General features: G+C 61.7%; 8 protein-coding genes, 1 tRNA gene and 2 rRNA genes (1 of these 11 cut by a window edge). 6 read left to right on the forward strand and 5 right to left on the reverse strand.

Annotation, left to right across the window (positions count from 1 at the left end):
* Window positions 1-98: 98 nt before the first annotated feature.
* From NLY44_RS18330 to NLY44_RS18350, 5 genes are all read left to right on the forward strand, one after another.
* A complete protein-coding gene (locus tag NLY44_RS18330; protein ID WP_156940968.1) occupies window positions 99-13,052 on the forward strand; it encodes a beta strand repeat-containing protein in 12,954 nt (4,317 codons plus the stop codon).
* 116 nt (window positions 13,053-13,168) lie between these two features.
* Window positions 13,169-13,675, forward strand: coding sequence for a phage tail protein (locus tag NLY44_RS18335; protein WP_023672955.1), 507 nt, complete (start codon window positions 13,169-13,171; stop codon window positions 13,673-13,675).
* 12 nt (window positions 13,676-13,687) lie between these two features.
* Window positions 13,688-14,209, forward strand: coding sequence for a phage tail protein (locus tag NLY44_RS18340; protein WP_023672956.1), 522 nt, complete (start codon window positions 13,688-13,690; stop codon window positions 14,207-14,209).
* Window positions 14,210-14,218: 9 nt separating this feature from the next.
* Window positions 14,219-14,746, forward strand: coding sequence for a phage tail protein (locus NLY44_RS18345; protein ID WP_023686661.1), 528 nt, complete (start codon window positions 14,219-14,221; stop codon window positions 14,744-14,746).
* Window positions 14,747-14,756: 10 nt separating this feature from the next.
* A complete protein-coding gene (locus NLY44_RS18350) occupies window positions 14,757-15,284 on the forward strand; it encodes a GNAT family N-acetyltransferase (RefSeq protein WP_023833000.1) in 528 nt (175 codons plus the stop codon).
* Between the two features lie 15 nt (window positions 15,285-15,299).
* Here the strand turns inward: NLY44_RS18350 and NLY44_RS18355 are convergent, their stop codons facing one another.
* Together NLY44_RS18355 and NLY44_RS18360 are read right to left on the reverse strand one after the other, a co-directional pair.
* On the reverse strand, window positions 15,300-15,878 hold the full coding sequence (locus NLY44_RS18355; protein ID WP_023686663.1) for a 2OG-Fe(II) oxygenase: 579 nt from the start codon (window positions 15,876-15,878) through the stop codon (window positions 15,300-15,302).
* 71 nt (window positions 15,879-15,949) lie between these two features.
* Window positions 15,950-16,219 carry a DUF6916 family protein gene (locus tag NLY44_RS18360; RefSeq protein ID WP_023672960.1) on the reverse strand — a complete coding sequence of 90 codons (270 nt, stop codon included), beginning with the start codon at window positions 16,217-16,219 and terminating at the stop codon, window positions 15,950-15,952.
* A gap of 238 nt (window positions 16,220-16,457) precedes the next feature.
* Here NLY44_RS18360 and NLY44_RS18365 point away from each other — a divergent pair, with 238 nt between their 5' ends.
* On the forward strand, window positions 16,458-17,252 hold the full coding sequence (locus tag NLY44_RS18365; protein ID WP_023685704.1) for a SapC family protein: 795 nt from the start codon (window positions 16,458-16,460) through the stop codon (window positions 17,250-17,252).
* A gap of 319 nt (window positions 17,253-17,571) precedes the next feature.
* Here NLY44_RS18365 and NLY44_RS18370 read toward each other — a convergent pair.
* The 3 genes from NLY44_RS18370 to NLY44_RS18380 form a co-directional block, all read right to left on the reverse strand.
* Window positions 17,572-17,648: transfer RNA gene (locus NLY44_RS18370), tRNA-Met, on the reverse strand.
* Between the two features lie 257 nt (window positions 17,649-17,905).
* Window positions 17,906-18,020: ribosomal RNA gene (gene rrf / locus NLY44_RS18375) — 5S ribosomal RNA — on the reverse strand.
* Window positions 18,021-18,220: 200 nt separating this feature from the next.
* Window positions 18,221-20,999: ribosomal RNA gene (locus NLY44_RS18380) — 23S ribosomal RNA — on the reverse strand (it continues 22 nt past the right edge of the window).

Here is a 20,999-nt window from a genome sequence, read left to right on the forward strand (position 1 = left end):
CTATACACTGGGATTCGGATAGTATTAGCGACGGAGCGTGTACTCGTCGGGGTTCGCAAGGGATGGAGACGACCGAGAAAACTCGGCAGATCAATGACATGGCGACGCACGGAAGAAGCTTCCGGGCGAATAGCAAGTATCGCCGGTCAGGTTTTTCCAGGCATCTCTGGAAGACGACTGCGCTGTCCACTCTGGCACTTGCCCTTTCCGGCATAGCCGCCCATGCCGGCGACACCGGACTGTGGCAGCCGCAGGTCCGCGCCATCATCGGCGCCAACAACAATGGCGGCAACACGGCGATCGAGGGTTTCCTGCCGCTGAAGCAGAACCTCGAATCCGTTCTCTTTCTCGATGTGCGCTCGAAATACGATTTCGACGACGGCTTCGGCCAGGACGTCGGCCTCGGCGTTCGCCGCATCGTGAATCCGGATCTGATGATCGGCGGCTACGCCTATCTCAACATCCAGAACCACGACAGTCACCAGTTCGTCGCCTCGACGCTCGGCCTCGAGGCCATCACCTCAAAATACGATGCGCACGTAAACGTCTATCTGCCGATCAGCGGCGACCGCAGCACGGCCGGGCAAGAGTCGAGCCTGTCGCTGGTCGGTCATCAGCTGATCGAGCAGATATCGGCCATCGCCCACCGCGATTACGCGGCCTGGGGCATCGAGGGCGAGGTCGGCGTTCAGGTGCCGCTCAACCTGCCCGAGAACCATTCACTGCGTTTCGATGTCGGCGCCTACCATTTCGGCGATCCCGACGGCGACGACGGCAGCATCACCGGCGCCAAGGCCGGCCTGGAATATTCGATCGGCGACGTCATCGGCAAAGGCACGTCGCTGACCTTCACCGGCGAGGTGCGCAACGACAACCGCGATGACACCCAGTTCGCCGGCAGCATCCGGCTGACGGTGCCGCTCAACGCTTTCGACAAGGGCCCGTCTTCGGCCGATGACGGCGCCGAGCCGGTCTATCCGGTCAGCCCCGGCCTGCGCAAACGCGTCAACGAGCGCGTGCGCGGCGACATCGGCGTACGCATCGAGAGCCAGGACAAAGTTACCGGCACGTCGACGCGGGTGGCGATCAATGCCGCCACCAACACGGCATTCGGCCAGTTCTTCTTTGCCGATGGTGACAACGACGCGCTCGGCCTCGGCACGATCGGCGACCCGACCACGCTCGACAATGCGGTCGCCGGCGCCGGCGCGAACGGCGTCGTCGTCGCGCTCGGCGGCAAGGGCAACATTACGACAGCCGGTGTGACGCTCGCCAACGGCCAGACCGTCATCGGCGGTGGCGGGGGCGTCCAGGCGCGGCTCGTCGACGGCAGCATCGGCACCTACAATTTCGGCGGATCCAACGGCACCCTCCAGGGCACCAACCCCGCCAACAACGTCCTAACGCTCGCCAACGGCAACACGCTGAGCGGCATCATCATCACAGGCGGCAAGGACGGCATCTTCGGCAACAACATCACCGGCGCCACGTTGACCAACGTCACGGTCACCGGCACCGGCGGCCACGGCGCCGACTTCACCGGTACATCGACCGGCGTCAATGGCTCGAACTTCACCGCGACCGGCAACGGCCTCGACGGACTGCACATCGAAGGCGACGGCACCTATAACTTCACCGGCACGACGCTGCTGCAGGGCAATGGCGACGACGGCCTGGATATAACCGGCCACGGCACCTACACTTTCGCCACCCTCAACGCGCTCGACAACAACGATGCCGGCATTACCGTGAAGGGCACCGGGGTCGCCGGCTCGATCACCATCAGCGGCGGCCAGGTGTCGGCCAACAAGGCGCTCGGCGACGGCGGCGTCGGTGTCTTCATCGATCCGATCACCGCCCATATCGTGCTGGATTCGATCACCCAGACCGGCGGCGCATCGGGCGTCGTGCTCGAGAATCTTTCGGGCAGCTTCACCGTCAACGGCGCGACGACGATCTCGAACACGACCGGACCGGGCATCGCGATCACGGATTCGCCGGCCGCGATCCGCTTCGGCGACATCGACATCACCAATCCCGGCACCGACGGCATGGTGTTTGCGGGCGCCAACACATCAATAATTGCCGGCAACATCGTCATTGCTGGCCTCGGCTCCGGCGTTGGCCTCGATTTCTCCGGCAGCCAGACCAATTTCACGGCGCAGTCGCTGAACATAAACGGCACCGGCGGCACGACGTCCATCGGCATCGACCTTGTCCAGACCAACGGCGGCACGATCATCATTACCAATGGCGGCATCATCGCCAATGTCGGCACCGGCGTGCGGCTCGGCATTGCCGGCTCGCCGGCCGACACCGCCAACGCCCAATTCACCTTCGGTGGCGGCTCGATCGGCGGCAACCTCGCCTCGCTCGACGCACGCGGCCTCAATTCCGGTTCGGGCCAATACGCATTCGGCACGGCGACGTTCAACGGGCCGCAACTGTTCGACCAGACGCAGTTGATCTTTGTCGCCGCAGGCGGCACAGGCGACGGTACCTCGCTTTCGGACCTGGCTTCGATCACCGACGCCGACAACAATACCGACGGCACCGCGATTTTCGTGCTGGTCAATCGCGGTGTCATCGACGACACCGACGGCTTTACGCTCGAAGCGGGGCAGACCCTGGCCTCTTTCGGCAACGGCCGCACCTTCTCGGTCGGCGGCCTGCCGATCAATGTGACCGGCGACAACGTCGATCACGGCAGCACCATCTCGGATGCGGCCGGTGCCGCAACGCTGACCGCTTCGGGCAGCGGCGACGTCGTCACGCTGGCCAACAATACCTCGCTCCAGGACTTCAACATCTCCGGCGGTACCGCCAACGGCATCCATGGCAGCGGCGTTACCGGCGTCGTGCTGACCGGCATGACCGTGTCGGGGGCCGCCCTCAATGGCGTGCTGTTCGATGGCGCCAACGACGTTTCCGGCAGCAATCTGAGCTCGACCGGTAATGGCGGCGCTGGGCTGTCGATCCAGGGCGACGGCACCTACAATTTCACCGGCACGACGACGGTGTCGGATAATGCCGGCGACGGCTTGCTGATCAACAGCAATGCCATCACCAGCTTCCAGACGCTCAACGCGACCAGCAATGGCGGCAGCGGCGTCCAGGCCACGTCAACTGGCACCGGCTCGCTTTCGATCGACGGCGGTACCGTCAACAACAACACCACATCCGCCTTTACGGCGTCGAATATCGGGCTCGGTGTCACGCTCTCCAACATCGGCCACGTCGGCGGCACAACCGGCGTCAGCCTTTCGGGCGTCAGCGGCAGCGTCAGCGTTACCGGCCCGACGACGATCGGCAGCACCACCGGCGACGGCATCTCGATCAGCGGCAGCACGGCAACGGTTGGCTTCAGCGGCGACGTTTTCATCGGCCAGGTGCTCGGCAATGGCATTGCGCTAAGCGGCAATACCGGGGCAGTCAGCTTCGGCTATGCGGAAATCAGCCAGGCCGGCCTCAACGGCATCGATATTGGGGGCAATACCGGGTCAGTCACATTCTCTGGCCCCACCATCGTTGTCATCGGTTCTGCCTATGGCAGCGCGGGCATCAACTTCAGCGGCACAAACAACGACGTCAGTTTCGGTACGACGACGGTGTTGCTCGGCGAAGGGCTGAACCAGACGGGCATTGACTTCAGCGGCTCGTCAACGACAGCCGATTTCGGGCTGACCAGCATTACCGGCACCGGCGACCTGACCTCGCGCGGCATCGACCTGTCGTCGACGACCGGCAACAAGACGATCACCTTCCTGCAGGGCTCCAAGATCGACAATGTCGGCGTCGGTGTCGAATTGTCGTCAGGCGGCACCACGGCCACGTCGGCCAACGCCAACTTCGCCTTCGGCGACGGCAATTCCGCCGATGGGCTGGAATCCTTCATCACCGCCGCAACCGGCGGCTACACTGTCAATACGATCGGGCTGGATCCGGCGCTCGGCAACTACGACTTCGACGATGTCGTCTTCACCGGCGATGCCCAACTGGCGGTAACTGTCGGCGGGGTCGTCATGATCTCGCAGACAGGCGGCACTATTCACGCGGGCACGAACGGGCTGAGCGCCGATGTCACCACCGTGACGGCCGCCCAGGCCGATGCCATGGTTGGCACGCAGACCTTCGCCTTTGTCGGCATCGTCGACCTCAGCGCGACGCCGTTCACGCTCGATTCGGGACAGTCGATCACCGGTTTCGGCAACGGCAATTCCATCCTCACCTCCGGTACGTTCCAGCCGGTCAATGTGCAGGGCAATCTCGGCGCCACCGGCGGCAATGTCACCGGCGATGAGGGCGTGGTCAAGAGCACGGGCGACACCCTTCATCTGCTCGGCAGCAATCAGGTGCGCAACACCGCCTTCGACTACAGCGGCGGCAGCGGCTCGGTGTTCGTCATCGACCAGAGCGTGGGTGGCTTCAACAATTCCGGCGGCATCGTTATCGAAGGCGTCACCGTCAGCAATGTCGCTGCCGGCCAGACGGCGTTCAACGTCGACGGCCTCACCGGCAACCTGTCGATTATCAACAACAATATCAACGTTGCCGGCACGCTGCTCGATGTCGACGGCGGCAACGGCAACATTACGGTCACCCGCGGCACCTTGCCCAACAGCGCGACGCCCGGCACGCTGACCGGTGGCGGCATCGCAATCGCCAACCGCACCGGCGGCTTGGTCAACTTCACGGACAAGGCGACGATCGGCGGCAGCGGCGTATCGCTGACCAACAACACCGGCGCCACAATCACCTTCGCCGATGTCGACATCACCACGGACGCCGCAACGGCGTTCACTGCAACCGGAGGCGGCTCGGTCAACGTCACGACCGGAACGATCAATGCCACCAATGCGGGAGCGGTGGCGCTCGACGGCATTGCGGCCAACATCAATTTCGCCTCGACAAGCGCCAGCTTCAGTTCCGGCAGCGGTGTCGACCTGCAGCATCTGACCGGTACGGTCGCGCTCGGCACCGGCACGCTGACCAACACCGGTTCGGGTACAGCCTTCAATGTCGGCTCGGCGGCCGATCAGAGCGGCGGCAATGCAATCATCTCCTATGCTGGCACCATCGCCAGCAACGGCACCGGGGCCGCCGTTTCGATCCAGGAACTGACCGGCGGCTCGGTGACGCTGTCGGGCAATCTGACCGACGGCAACGCAGCCGATGGCGGCCAGATCTTCATCGGTGGCATCGCCAACGGCACGGCGGCGACCGTCACCTTCTCGGGAAGCAGCAAGAAGATAAGCTCTGGCGCGACGACAGCTGTACAGATCGGCTACACGGGCCCCCTCTCCGCCATCGTCCCGTATGACAACACGGACGGCACGATCAACTTCACCAATGGCGGCCTGGATATAACGACAACGACCGGAGAAGGCTTCGGCGCCGCCTTCGGCGGCACCGTCAGCGTCTCCGGCACCGGCAACAAGATCGCCTCCGGCGGCAATGGTCTGTTCATTGTCTTCGCCGACGTCGGCGCCGCCGGCGTCACCTTCGACAGCGTCTCGGCCGTATCGACATCGGACGCTGCCGGCGTCTTGCTGACAGGGTCCAATCTGGCGGGCGACGTCAACATTGGCGGCCTGAAAGATACCGGCTACATGGGCGCCTCGCTGAACGCCCTGCTCGGCACCGGTGCGGTGAATTTCACCGGCACGACCGATCTCGACGTCAGCTACCGAGGGTTCGATATCGGCGGCCCGCAAGTGGGCACCATAAACATCGCCAACGTCGCCGGCTCCACCCTGACCATCGACGGTGGGGAAGCCGGCATTGTCACGAACGGCCTGCAGGCAGGAATCATCAACGTTGGCGGCAATGGCGGCGTCGCCAGCATCGGCGCGACGACAAGCACCACCGGTGCGGCTATCGCCGTCAGCGGCGGTAACGACCTCATTCACGCCACGCTGAACTACAACGGCTCGATCAAGGTCGACACCGGCATGGTCGTGCAGGCCGTGGCCGACTGGAGCGAGCTCAACATGAGCGGTTCGGTCGTTTCGACTACGGCAGCAACTGGCATTGGTACGGCGGCCTTCGTCTTCACCGGCAACGCCAACGGCGTCTACAGTATTTCAAGCACGATCGATCATACCGGCACGGGCATCGGCGTGCGGTTTGACGGATCGTCTAACGGGACGGCCACCTTCTCCGGTGCGTCGAAGATCTTCAACACCAGCAGCGGCACCAACGACGCGATCGTCAAGTTGCCCAGCATCAGCCCGACCCAGGGCATGGGCACGCTCAACTTCACCAATGGCGGCCTGGTCATCACCACCTCGAGCGGCGCCGGCTTCACCGCCAGCACTTTCGGCGCCGGCACGGTCAGCGTCAGCGGCACGGGCAACTCGATAACCACGACGACAGGCACCGCGCTCAACCTCGACAACGCGACGGTCGGCGCCGGCGGCATCAATTTCAGCTCCATCTCGGTCAATGGAGCGGCGACCGGCGTTTCGCTCAACAATGTCAGCGGCGGCACGCTCAATCTCGGCACGGTGAACCTGCAAGGCATCACCTCGACCGGCGTCGACATTTCCGGCACGCTCGGCTCGACGGTAAACTTCGCCAGCCTGACCATCGCCATGCCCGGCGACAATTCGACCGGCATCACCTTCGCCGATGCAGTCGTCAACAGCATCTTCACGACTGGCGGTTTCACGCTCACCAGTGCTTCCTCGACCGGCACCACCGCCGTCAACCTGTCCAACACCACCGGCACCGGCACCATCCAGCTCGGCGATCCGAACACGGCCGGCGCATCCTCCACCATCGGCGGCGCCGGCGCCGGACCCGGCATCGGCTTCCAGTTCACCCCGACGACGGCGATCAACTTGATCTATGGCGACGGCGAAAGCGCGGTCGACAAGCTGTCGACGGTCAAGGCAATCGACATCCTCAATTCCACCGGCGTTTTCCCGGTCGGCGGCACCTATAATTTCCAGGATGTCGACGGCGCCAATGGCGGCTTCATCGGCGACCTCTCCGAGGCCCAGGGACCGACCACCTATTATGTCGACCAGGACGGCGACGGCGACGGCACCGCCGCCAATCCGGGCTCGATTGCCGGCGCGGAAGCGTCGGGCGCCTCGGTTGTCATCCTTGTCGACACGTCGCAGAACGGCACCAGCAACCTCATCGACATGATGCAGGCTCAGCAGAATGGCGGCGGCAACAACACGCTCAACCTTGCCGACGGCCAGATCCTGATCGGCCTCAAGGCCGGCGATTCCATCGATACCGCGCCGCTGGGCGCCGTCGGCGGCGGCCTCGGCGGCAATTTCAGCTTCAGCGGCATCAATGCCTCGACCGTCATCACGGCAGGGTCCAATGTCGACAGCGTGCTGGCGACGCTGACGACCGCGAGCGGCAACACTATCGATTTCTCCGGCAAGGCCGGCATCGAAAACGTCATCGTGCAGAACACCGGTGCGGGCCTTGGCATCTCCGGCACCAACATCACCGATCTTATCCTGCGCCGCGCCACGATCGCCGGCGGCACCGGTGGCGCCCTGTCGCTTACCGACGGCGCCGCTGCCAGCCAGATCGCACTGTCGAACCTGATCCTGTCGGCAACCGGCGGCGACATTGCCAAGGTTGACGGCACGGTCGGCGCCGGGCTGATGAAGGTCAGCGCCTTCTCCGACATCACGCTTCTGGGCAACAATGGCGAAACCGGCGGCTTTGGGGTGAGCGGTGTAACCTTCGATGCCGTTCCAGCGACTGTCGGCATCGACCAGGTCGACGGCGGCGCCTTCGTCGCCGGCACAAGCACCAATGGCGTCGGCGGTTATGGCCTGACGCTATCCGGTGTATCCGGCGATATTCAGTTCGACAGCATCACCGCCTACGGTGGCGTCAACGGCATCGCCCTCAATGGCGTTGACGCCACCGTCACAGTCAGCGGCGCCACCACCATCACCGGCACCACAGGCTTCGGCATCAGTGCGATCAACACCAATCCCGGCACTTTCAACTTCAACACGGTGACGGTGAACAACGTCGCGACGACCGGCGGCGGCATCAACTGGGTCAGCGGCAACCTCAACATCGCCGGCCTCGCCAACATCGACACGAGCAGCGGCGTCGGCTTCTCGCAAAGCGCCGGCACGGTGAACTTCCTCAACGGCCTGACCATCGATACCACCAGCGGCACCGGCATTGTCGGGACCGGTGGCGTTATGGGCATCACCGCTTCCGCTGCAGCCCAGACGGTAAATTCGACCAGCGGCCAGGCGATCAACCTCATCAACGTCGCCGCCAGCATTGCGCTCGACTCGACCTCGTCGGGCGGCGGCACCAACAATGTTGGCCTGGCCAATGTCACCGGAACAGTCAGCCTCGGATCCGGCGCATTGAGCGGCGCTTCGGGCGTCGCATTCCTGCTCAATGGCGGTGCTGCGATTGTCAGCTATGGCGGCACGGTCACCAAGACCACCGCCGGCAAGATCGTCGACATCTCCGGCGTCACCGGCGGCACGGTCACACTGTCCGGCGCGCTCAGCGCCACCGGCGGTTTCGACAATGGTATTTATGTCCACGGCAACTCCGGCGGGACCATCACTCTCGGCGGTGGCACGAAGACGCTGACCACTGGCGCCAATACGGCGGTCGACTTGACGACCAACACCGGCGCGACGATCAACTTCGATACGGGTGGCCTGGTGATTACCACCACCTCCGGCACGGGCTTCAACGCCAGCGGCGGTGGCACGGTCAGCATCGGTGCGCTCCTCAGCGACAACAGCATCACCTCGACGGCCGGCGGCACCGCGTTGAACCTCAATGGCGTTACGATTGGCGCTGCGGGCATGAATTTCGACAGTGTTTCGGCCACTGCCGCCGCAACCGGCATCTCGCTGAACAATATCGCCTCGTCCGGCGGCGGCGCCATCATTCTCGGCACGGTCAACCTGCAAGGCATCACCACGCGTGGTGTCGATGTTTCCGGCACGCTTGGCGCGGCGCTGTCCTTCAACGATCTCGACATCGGCCTGAACAGCACCACGGGCGTGGCCTTCGACCTCAACGGTGCCACCATCAATGCGGCGGTGACGGCCAATGACTTCGATGTCACCAATGCCGCCGCCGCCGGCACCTCGATAGGCGTCGACCTGCGCGGCGCCATCGGCGGCCAGACGGTGCGCCTCGGTGATGCCGTGGTCGGCGGCGCCAGTTCGAGCATAGCCGGGGTCAACACCGGCGTGTTCCTCAACAGCGCCACCAACCTCGCTTTCACCTATGGCGACGGCGAATCGGCGACCGACCAGCTCTCGACCATCGGCGCCAATGTAGGCATCGACGCATCCAGTGCGCCGGTTGCCGGCACCTACAATTTCCAGGACGTGAACTTCCAGTCGACCCCGGGCTTGGGCTTCGGTGTCGGCAAGGTCTATTTCGTCGGCGCTTCCGCGACCGGCGACGGCAGCGGCCGCGACCAGAACAATCTGGCGACGCTGACCACCGCCGAAGCGGCAGCAGTCTCGACGGACATTCTCGTCCTCGTCAACGATGGCGGCACCATCACCGCGGCAGGCAGCAATGGCAACGATACGCTGGCGCTCGCCACCGTCGAGCAGGTGCGCGGCTTCGGCAACGGCAACATCAATCTGGCGCTGACGGTACCCTCCACCATCCAGCTCGCCAGCAACAGCATCTCGATCATCGACCAGACGCCCAATGGCGCCGCGACGCTGACGACGAGCGCCGGCAACAATGTCATCACGCTCGGCGCCAGCGGCAACATCATCGACGGCTTCATCCTGAATGGCAGCCCGGCGGGTGCCGCGCGTGGCGTCAAGGACAATGGCGCGGGTGCTGCGAATACCGTCATCAGCAACATGACCATCAGCAATTTCGCCACGCAGGGTATCGAGATTACCCCGTCGAACAGCACGACGATCAACAACGTTACTTTCTCCGGCAACGCCAGCGATGTGTGGCTGAACGCGTCCAACACCACCATCACCAACGTCACCAGCACCGGCGCCACCGGCATTGCCTTCAGGCTCGACAACACCGTCGGCACGACGACGCTGACCAACGTCAACATCACCACCGCAGCGACCGGCACCGGCATCGCCTTCGGCGGCGCGTCGGGCGCTGGCGGCACGATTGCCGGTATCAATGTCGATATATCGGGCGGCAGCGGCCTTTCGGTGACCGGCGGCAACGCGGTGATCAGCTTCGACGGCGCCAGCTCCATCATCAGCACGTCGGGCGCGGCGGCCACGATCTCGACCCGCGCTGGCGGCAGCTTCACCTTCGCCGGCTCGGTGATCGCCAACGGCGCTGCGAGCGGCATCAGCATTTCCGGCGCGACGGCGGCCAATACGGTGAGCTTCACCGGTACGGTCGATCTCGGCACCACGACGCCGATGACCGGCACCGCAGTCGCAATCAACAACGGCGCCACGGCCTCGACCGTCAGCTTCGCAAACCTCGACATCGTCACAAGCGGCACCACCGGATTCAGCGCCAGCAATGGCGGCACGGTCAATGTCACGACCGGCACGGTGAGCTCCACTTCCGCGCAGGCGGTCAACCTCAACGGCATCGCCACCACCGGCATCAATTTCACCTCGACCAATTCGACCGGCGGAACCAACAACGTGTCGCTGACCAATGTCACCGGCGCCGGCACTGTCAGCCTCGGCTCCGGTGCGCTCGGCGGCGCGACCGGCGCGGCCTTCCTGGTCACTGGCGGCTCGGCCAACATCAGCTATGCCGGCTCGGTCACCAAGACCACGGCCGGAAACGTCGTCAGCATCTCCACCCGCACCGCCGGCACCACGACATTGTCGGGCACTCTCAGCGCCACCGGCGGCGTGGCCAACGGCATCCTCGTCAACGCCAACACCGGCGGCACGATCAACTTCTCCGGCGCCAGCAAGATACTGACCACCGGCGCCAACAATGCCGTCGACCTGACGGCGAACACCAACACGGCGGTCAACTTCACCGGCGGCGGCCTGGCCATCACCACCACCTCCGGCACCGGCTTCAACGCCACGAGCAACGGTACTGGCACCGTGACCGTTATCGGCTCGGGCAACACGATTTCGACCGGCAGCGGCGTCGCCGTCAACATGGACACCGTCGCTATCGGTGCGGGCGGCGTGACCTTCGCTTCCACGAACAAAGGCGCCGGCGGCACCAGCGCCATCATCCTCGACACCGTCACCGGTGCCGGAGCGATCGATCTCGGCACCGGCGCGCTGGTCGGCGGCACCAGTGCCGTGATCCGCATCGGCGATGGCCTAGGCACCGCCAACAGCGGCGGCACGGCGGCGTTCACCTATACCGGCGCGATCACCAGCGGCAGCACCGGCCAGGCGGTCAACATCCAGGATCGCGCCCTGACCGCCGGCAACATCACCCTGTCGGGCAACATCACGCATAATGCGGCGGGCCAGATCGGCATCCTGCTGGACGACAATGTCGCCGGCATCATCACCTTCTCCGGCGCGTCGAAATCGATCACCTCGACCACGGCGGCTGGCGTCAGCCTGAGCGACAATGCCGGCGCGACGATCAACTTCACCAATGGCGGGCTGGTCATCGCCACCACCAGCGGCGCCGGTTTCAGCGCCACCGGCCCCGGTCCGGCAGCCACCACCGGCGGCACGATGACGGTGCAGGGCACCGGCAACACCATCGTGTCCGGCACGGGCACGGCCCTTAATGTCGCCAACACGACGATCGGCGCCGGCGACGTGACGTTCAGGAGCATTGCGTCCAATGGTGCAGCCAACGGCATCGTGCTCAACAACACCGGCACCAGCGGCAATCTGGTGGTGACCGGCACCGGCGCGACGGGGGGCAGCGGCGGCACGATCCAGAACTCGACCGGCGATGGCGTCAGCCTGACCGACACTCAGGATGTCAGCCTGAGCAACATGATTATCAGCGACAATGCGGGCAACGGCATAAAGGGCCTGCGCGTCAACGGTGTGGTGCTCAACGGTCTGACCCTGAACAGCAATGCCGATGCCAACACCGAGTCCGGAATCCTGTTCAACGAACTTACCGGCAACGCCTCGCACGTCACCACGTTCACCAACCTCACGGTCTCCAACTCATTCACCCATAACGTGCAGGTCATCAATTCCGGCGGCACGTTGGCGAACCTGGTGGTGAGCGGCGGCACGTTCTCGAACAACGGCGCCTCAAACAATGCCGGCAGCGACTTCATCTTCGAGGCGGACGGCGCCGGTGTCGCCGGCGCGCCGACGATGACGCTGACCGTCGACGGCGCAACCTTCACCGGCAACAACGCCTATCCCGGACCGGGAGTCATCCCTGGAACCGGTCTGTTCGTCATTGCCAATGACGGCACCGTCAACGCTCACATCGGCGAGACCACGGGAAATCTATTCAACAATCTGAACAACGGCATCAACCTCACCCAGAGCAGCAATTCCGGCGCCGGCACGGGCGGCAATCTGAATTTCACCGTCCGGAACAACACCGTCACCAACAGCGACTCGACGGCCATCAACGTGTTCAGCAGCGGCGACCTCGCACGGACGCTTGACGGCACAATCGCCAACAACGTCATCGGTACGCAAGGCGTAGCAACCTCGGGATCGCGAACCGGCAACGGCATCAGGGTTGGGCATGAAAGCCTCGGCGTCGCCAAGGTGCTGATCGACAACAACATTATCCAGAGCATCGGCGTCAACGGCATAAGCGGTGGCGACAGCGTCTCGATCACGCAGCTCGTGCAGCCGGGCACCGTGGACGCGACGGTCACCAACAACACCATTCGCGACAATGCCGACAGCCGCGGCATCACGGTCACCGCCACATTTGCCGGCGCTATCATCAATGCCGACGTTCATGCCAACACCATCACCAACGTCAACAACGCCAATGCCATCCGCTTCCTCGCGGACGGCCTCGGCGGCGCCGACGGCACGATCAACGTACCGCAGGCGAGCGAGGCCGGTATCGAAACCATCAATGGCGGGGCAACGGCGCTGACGGACACCCGGACGTTCTTCAACCAGCCGCTGCCACTGCTGCCTGCCGCGACACCGTAGTCAGCAACCTTGGATTCGTCCTAGGAAATATATTTTATGAATCTGATATCGACTTGTTGTCTTACTTAGGCATAATACAAGAATTCAGACAGTAAGCGGCCAACGGAGGGACGGGGATGAGTGAGCCTTATTTAGGTGAAGTCAAGATCATTTCCTGGAACTATGCACCGCGCGGCTGGGCATTTTGTAACGGCCAGTTGTTGCCGCTTAACCAGAACCAGCCATTGTTCTCACTTCTTGGCACCAGGTACGGCGGCAACGGCCAGACAAATTTTGCCCTTCCGGATATGAGGGGACGTGCGCCGGTTCATACGGGCGGCCCTATCGGTGCAATTGTCGGCGGCCAGGGCGGCGAAGAGTTTCACACGCTCACGCTCGGCGAAATGCCGACACACAACCATTTCGTCAACGCATCGAACACTGCCGGCAACGTCAACAATCCATCCGGCGCGCTGTTGGGGGCGAACGCCAGCCCGATCTATCAGCCGCCTGGCAGCGCGGTGGCTATGGCGAAGGAAAACATCACTTTCGTCGGTGGCGGCCAGCCGCATGAGAACAGATCGCCCTATCTCGTCTTGAATTTCATCATTGCCCTGCAAGGCATATTCCCGTCGCGAAATTAAGAGGACGCTTCGATGAGCCAACCTTTTGTCGGCGAGATCAGGATGTTCGGTGGCAATTTCCCTCCGAATGGCTGGGCGTTCTGCCAAGGCCAGTTGATGCCGATCTCCGAGAACGAAACTTTGTTCAATCTGATCGGTACGACTTATGGCGGCGACGGGGAGGAAACATTCGCCCTGCCCAACCTCGCATCCCGCATCCCCGTCCATGCTGGCAAGGGCCCGCTGGTCAGCCAGACCTATATCATCGGAGAACTGGGCGGGGTCGAATCCGTCACTGTTTCAACCCAACAAATGCCGAACCATTCCCATACCTGGACCGGTTCGTCGAATATCGCCAAGAATCCGGGTCCGTCCGGCGGTGTCCTGGCGACATCGAGCCTGCTGACGCCCTATGTGGGTATCGCACCTGATGGCAACATGGCCGCCGGAGCCATTTCGCCGGCCGGCGGCAGCCAGCCTCACGACAATATGGTGCCGTTCCTCGCCGTCAGTTTCATCATCTCGCTATTTGGCATCTTCCCCCAGCAAAGCTAGAGACTTGCCATGACCAATCCGTTCGTCGCCGAAATTCGAATTTTTGCCGGAGATTTCGCCCCGACGGGGTGGGCGACCTGCGATGGCCAGCTCCTGCCAATCTCGCAGAATACGGCGCTGTTTTCGCTGCTGGGCACAGTTTACGGCGGCGACGGCAAGTCGACCTTCGCGTTGCCGAATATGGCTGGCTCCGCGCCCATGGGGCAAGGACAGGGCAATGGCTTGTCGGAGCGGTTTCTCGGCGAGACGGGTGGCGAAACGTCCGTCACCCTTCTGCAAACGGAAATGCCGCAACATAATCATTTTGTCGCGATATCCACCGAGAGTGGCGCCCAGGGAACTCTTACCGATGCGGTTGTTCTGGGGAAGTCGGGGGGCGGAACGCTTTATCAGAACAACACTTCGCAAAATCTGGTCCAGATGGACCCCCAGGCACTGAGCATAACGGGCAGTACGTTGCCTCACAACAACCTGCCTCCCTATCTGGCGATGACGTTCATCATTGCCATGCAAGGCGTTTATCCGGCGCGTCCGTAAGCGCCACTCCATGATCCAGCTTCCGATTGTGGACAACGGGCCTGTTATATTTTGCTGGGTGCGCGCGGCGCGGATTGATCTGACGTTCCGCCCGATGGCGGACGCCGATCTGCCGTTCCTGTCGGCGCTCTACGCCTCGACCCGCGCCGAAGAACTTGCCGTCACGCCGTGGAGCGACGCGCAGAAAACGGCGTTCCTCGACATGCAGTTTCAAGCGCAGCACGCGCATTACCAGAAATACTATCCCAACGCCGACTGGCTGGTGATCGAGCAGGCAAGGCAAGATATCGGTCGCCTGTATATCGAGCGCTCGGCGAGCGAGCATTGCATCATAGATATCGCCTTCCTGCCGGCGCATCGCGGCAAGGGGTCTGGCGGTGCGTTGCTCGCCGATCTCATCGATGAGGCCGCCGCCGTCGGCAAGTCGGTCTCGATCCATGTCGAGAAGAACAATCCAGCGCGGCGGCTCTACAAGCGCCTCGGCTTCACCGTTGCCGAGGACAAGGGCGTCTACGACCTGATGATCCGTTCGCCGTAAGGGCCGTGCCGGTCGTCACGTGCCGCGATACCAGGAGACGATGGTGAAACGTTCGTTGCACGTGACCGGGGTGACTTCATGCGTCGTTTCCGAGCGAAAGGCGACGAGAGAGCCCGGCAATGCCGGCATGGCAATGCGCAGGTCCGGGCCGCTGTAAGGCCCATGCAGGACCAGCGAGCCGCCTGCATAGCTTTCTGGCGAAGGGTTGTCCGATTGACGGTTGAGAAAGATCACCACCGAGATCTTTCGGAACCGCGACTCGTCGTGAATGAGCGGCGTGTTGCCATCCTGGTGCGGCACAAAGAAATCGCCTTGCCGATAGCGAAGGAACTGAGGTTTCTCGACCTGGCCGAGCAGCAGCCCGAAATGCCGCTCCAGAGCCGCCTTCTGCTGCGCCAACAGGGCACTCACTCGCTCTTCAGTGGCCTGCGAAACATCGGCGCGCACGGTCTTTCGGATCTCCGGCCATGCCATCTTCTGGTCGGCACGCCCCAGCAGGCCGGCCGGACGGCCCAAGGCCGCCCGAATTTCCGCGCACAGTGCGCTACACGCCGCTCCGTCAAATACGTCCGCAATCTCGATATAGTCGATCATATGTCGAGCCGCCGCGCTGCCAAATCGCCCTGATGGCCGGAGCGTCCCCGTGGCCGATCCGGTCGAAAAAATCAGTTGAATACCGCCTCGTAAAGCCGCCCTGCCTCATCGGCAGCGATCGGCACGATGAAGATCTCATGGGCGCCGCTTTTGCCGTTGAACCGATAGATAGCCTGCGGCAGCGCCGCGTCGCGCGGCCCCCTGAACAGCAGCGTGAAGCCACCGCCGTCGCGCGGGCTGTTGGCAATGGGCTGCACCGCGCTCAGTTCCATCGTGAGCGTCTGACCGCCGGCTTCGACGGAAAAGCTCTGCCCCTGCTCGAAATCCGAAAGCGATGCCATGCGCCTGCCCTGGTTCGTCTGTCTTTCAGACGGCTCTCTTGAGATGTCTATCCCGTCAGCCAATCTCGCCGCTTCATGGCGTGCTGTCTATAGAGCTCGATCTCCAGAAGTACAAAAGAGCACGATCAAACAAACAGATAGATTTATCTTGGCCACGTAGGGTGAAGCAGCCGTCAACGCGTTGCGCACCGGCAGCCACTGGCCTAAACCGGAATGGTATAAGAGGAGAACACTAGGGATGACTGACGCGAAAACAGACACGGCCCCGGCCGGAAGCACCGCGACCAACGCGCTGCCGCTGTTCTACAAAAAACCCGAGGCGCTCAATCCGCTGCGGCACGGCTCACTCGGCCTTACGGCGCGGGCCGATTTCTCCTTTGCCCGCACCGCGCACGCCATCCCCGTCGTCGCATCGGAAATGCCGGCGGCGATGCGCTCCTATCCGATCGTTTTCATTGGCGACGCCAAGGCGCCTGTCATCATCACCGGTCTGCGCCAGGACCAGAACCTGTTCGTAGGCGCCGACGGCAAATGGGCGGAGCCGCATTACATTCCCGCCTATGTCCGCCGTTACCCCTTCATCCTCGCCGATGAATCGAAAACGACCGGCCGCCTGACGTTGTGCATCGACCGTGCCAGCGAACGCGTCGTCGAGCAGATGCCTTCGTCCAAGGACAGCGACGAGATCGCGCCCTTCTTCGACGGCAACGAGCCGGCCGAGGCCTCGAAGCAGGCGCTCGCCTTCTGCAGCCAGTTCCAGACCGACTTCAATGCGACTCGCGCCATGATCGACAAGATCGACGCGCACGGCCTGTTCGCGCCGCGGCAGAGCAAGGTGACGCTGGAGGGCGGCGAGACCCTCAACCTCACCGACTTTCAGGTGATCGACGAGCCGGCCTTCAACAAATTGAGCGACGAGGCGTTTCTCGATCTCAGGAAATCCGGCGCGCTTGCGCTGCTCTATTGCCATCTCGCCTCGAGCAACAGCTGGACCTCGCTGGTCTTCCAGGCGTCATTGCGGCGAGCTGGCTGACGCGGCTCGCGACGAAAAGCTTCGGCAAGGCGCGGGTTGTTTAAATCAACGGTTCGCGCCTTCGTACGACGATCTCTCCGCCGCTCGAATCATGCTGTTGTCGTGCAGATCGCTTGCCATGACGGGCTGGCGAACTCCCAATGCTCGACGTGTAGCTCTCGCCGAAATGCGCCGAGGCGGCATCACCCCCCGGTTCGCGGACCTGTCAATAAAGTCGAGCACGCCAGCCTTGCTGCCCTCCTCGATCGTTGAATAGCCGGTCGCGGCCATCGATCACGGTCCGAACGCAAAAAGCCCGCGTGAAGCGGGCTTTTTTTGTTGGTTGCGGGGACAGGATTTGAACCTGTGACCTTCAGGTTATGAGCCTGACGAGCTACCGGGCTGCTCCACCCCGCGTCACCTCCAGGGCAAGCTCTTGCTTGCTCCGGACTCTCCAGGGCAAGCTCTTGCCTGCTCCGGATCTGAAGCAAGCGTTTGCTTGCTTATCTGGACGTAAGCCTGGGCCTATGAACAGGATGGCTTACAGATAGGTATATGGCTGACCAAATGAAAGGGCCGCTTGCGCGGCCCGTGATCCCTTGGCGGGCCTTTTCGTAGAGAGAAGATTCAGTTTCATCCGGTTTGCGGATGAGAGTTCAACGTGCGTTTTGCAGACCTGGCAGCGACCTACTCTCCCGCGTCTTGAGACGAAGTACCATCAGCGCTGGAGCGTTTCACGGCCGAGTTCGGAATGGGATCGGGTGCAGCCGCTCCGCCATAACCACCAGGTCGGCAAAACGCACGTTATATCGAGAAGCTGTTTTTTCGTGCCAAGGCGACGTTTGTGTCTAGCTAACGGACAAAGTCCGCAAGCGCGACTGCGCGTCGCCGGTTTTCCGGCGCCCTCGCGGAGCATAGGCCCTGTAAGGGCCGCTCATGCGTGAGCGCTGGTCAGATCATCGTGTTCACGATGAGCATAAGGAATGAGAACGATCAAGCCGATCGAACTATTAGTACCGGTAAGCTTCAAGCGTTGCCGCTCTTCCACACCCGGCCTATCAACGTGGTCGTCTTCCACGGTTCTCAGGGAATACTCGTTTTAAGGTGGGTTTCCCGCTTAGATGCCTTCAGCGGTTATCCCGTCCGGATATAGCTACCCTGCTATGCGGCTGGCGCCACAACAGGTCCACCAGAGATCCGTCCATCCCGGTCCTCTCGTACTAGGGACAGATCCTTTCAATATTCCTACACCCACGGCAGATAGGGACCGAACTGTCTCACGACGTTCTGAACCCAACTCACGTACCGCTTTAAATGGCGAACAGCCATACCCTTGGGACCTGCTCCAGCCCCAGGATGCGATGAGTCGACATCGAGGTGCCAAACAACCCCGTCGATATGGACTCTTGGGGTCATCAGCCTGTTATCCCCGGCGTACCTTTTATCCGTTGAGCGATGGCCCTTCCACGCGGGACCACCGGATCACTATGACCGACTTTCGTCTCTGCTCGACTTGTCAGTCTCGCAGTCAGGCAGGCTTATGCCATTGCACTCAGCGAACGATTTCCGACCGTTCTGAGCCCACCATCGCGCGCCTCCGTTACTCTTTAGGAGGCGACCGCCCCAGTCAAACTACCCACCATACATTGTCCCGGACCCGGATAACGGGCCGCGGTTAGACATCCATAGTAATAAGGGTGGTATTTCAAGGGTGGCTCCACCTGAGCTGGCGCCCAGGTTTCAAAGCCTACCACCTATCCTACACATGCCACTACGAATGCCAATGTAAAGCTATAGTAAAGGTGCACGGGGTCTTTCCGTCTAACCGCAGGAACCCCGCATCTTCACGGGGAATTCAATTTCACTGAGTCTATGCTGGAGACAGCGGGGAAGTCGTTACGCCATTCGTGCAGGTCGGAACTTACCCGACAAGGAATTTCGCTACCTTAGGACCGTTATAGTTACGGCCGCCGTTTACTGGGGCTTCGATTCAGAGCTTGCACCCCTCCTCTTAACCTTCCAGCACCGGGCAGGCGTCAGACCCTATACGTCGTCTTGCGACTTCGCAGAGCCCTGTGTTTTTGATAAACAGTCGCTACCCCCTGGTCTGTGCCACCCTCCTCTACTTGCGTAGAAAAGGGTCACGCTTCTTCCGAAGTTACGCGTGCAATTTGCCGAGTTCCTTCAGCATAGTTCTCTCAAGCGCCTTGGTATACTCTACCTGACCACCAGTGTCGGTTTCGGGTACGGTTTATAAGGAGGAGCTATTTCCTGGAACCGCTCCGCTGCCCGTTCAATCCGATAAGATTGGACAACTTGTGCGATCCGTCACTACCTCCAAGCCCACGAATATTAACGTGGTTCCCATCGACTACGCGTTTCCGCCTCGTCTTAGGGGCCGGCTAACCCTGCTCAGATTAGCTTTAAGCAGGAACCCTTGGTCTTTCGGCGGGGGAGTCTCTCACTCCCCTTACGTTACTCATGTCAGCATTCGCACTTCTGATACCTCCACCACCCCTCACGGGTATGGCTTCGTCAGCTTACAGAACGCTCCGCTACCGCTTGGCCCTTGCGGACCAAACCCTAAGCTTCGGTGTATGGCTTTAGCCCCGTTACATTTTCGGCGCAAAGACCCTTATTTAGACCAGTGAGCTGTTACGCTTTCTTTAAATGATGGCTGCTTCTAAGCCAACATCCTGGTTGTTTTGGGATCCTCACATCCTTTCCCACTTAGCCATAACTTGGGGACCTTAGCTGTAGGTCAGGGTTGTTTCCCTTTTCACGACGGACGTTAGCACCCGCCGTGTGTCTGCCGACTAGTACTCCCAGGTATTCGGAGTTTGGTTAGGTTTGGTAATCCGGTGAGGACCCCTAGCCCATCCAGTGCTCTACCCCCTGGGGTATTCGGTCGACGCTCTACCTAAATAGATTTCGCGGAGAACCAGCTATTTCCGAGTTTGATTGGCCTTTCACCCCTAGCCACAAGTCATCCCGAACTATTGCAACAGTTATGGGTTCGGTCCTCCAGTAAGTGTTACCTTACCTTCAACCTGCTCATGGCTAGATCACTCGGTTTCGGGTCTAATGCGACGAACTGAACGCCCTGTTCAGACTCGCTTTCGCTGCGCCTACACCTAGCGGTTTAAGCTTGCTCGTCACACTAAGTCGCTGACCCATTATACAAAAGGTACGTGGTGACCCTTGCGGGCTCCCACTGTTTGTAGGCAATCGGTTTCAGGTACTCTTTCACTCCCCTTGTCGGGGTGCTTTTCACCTTTCCCTCACGGTACTAGTTCGCTATCGGTCATGCACGAGTACTTAGGCTTGGAAGGTGGTCCTCCCAATTTCAGACAGGATTTCACGTGTCCCGCCTTACTCGAGGACGATTGATCGCATTACGCGTACGGGGCTGTCACCCACTATGGCCCTACTTTCCAGAAGGTTCCGCTTGTCTCTCAATCGCCACTGGCCTGGTCCGGGTTCGCTCGCCACTACTTCCGGAGTCTCGGTTGATGTCCTTTCCTACGGGTACTTAGATGTTTCAGTTCCCCGCGTTCGCCACTTTATCCCTATGTATTCAGGATAAGTTACCTATTATCGATACTTGGAAACCACAGTAGCAGATCGCTCTGCTACTCTGATTTTCCAAGTACCTTAGGTGGGTTTCCCCATTCGGAAATCTACGGATCAAAGGGTATTCGCACCTCCCCGTAGCTTATCGCAGCGTATCACGTCCTTCATCGCCTGTGCATGCCAAGGCATCCACCA

Source organism: Mesorhizobium sp. C089B (genome assembly GCF_030323125.1).
Taxonomy (GTDB): Bacteria; Pseudomonadota; Alphaproteobacteria; order Rhizobiales; family Rhizobiaceae; genus Mesorhizobium.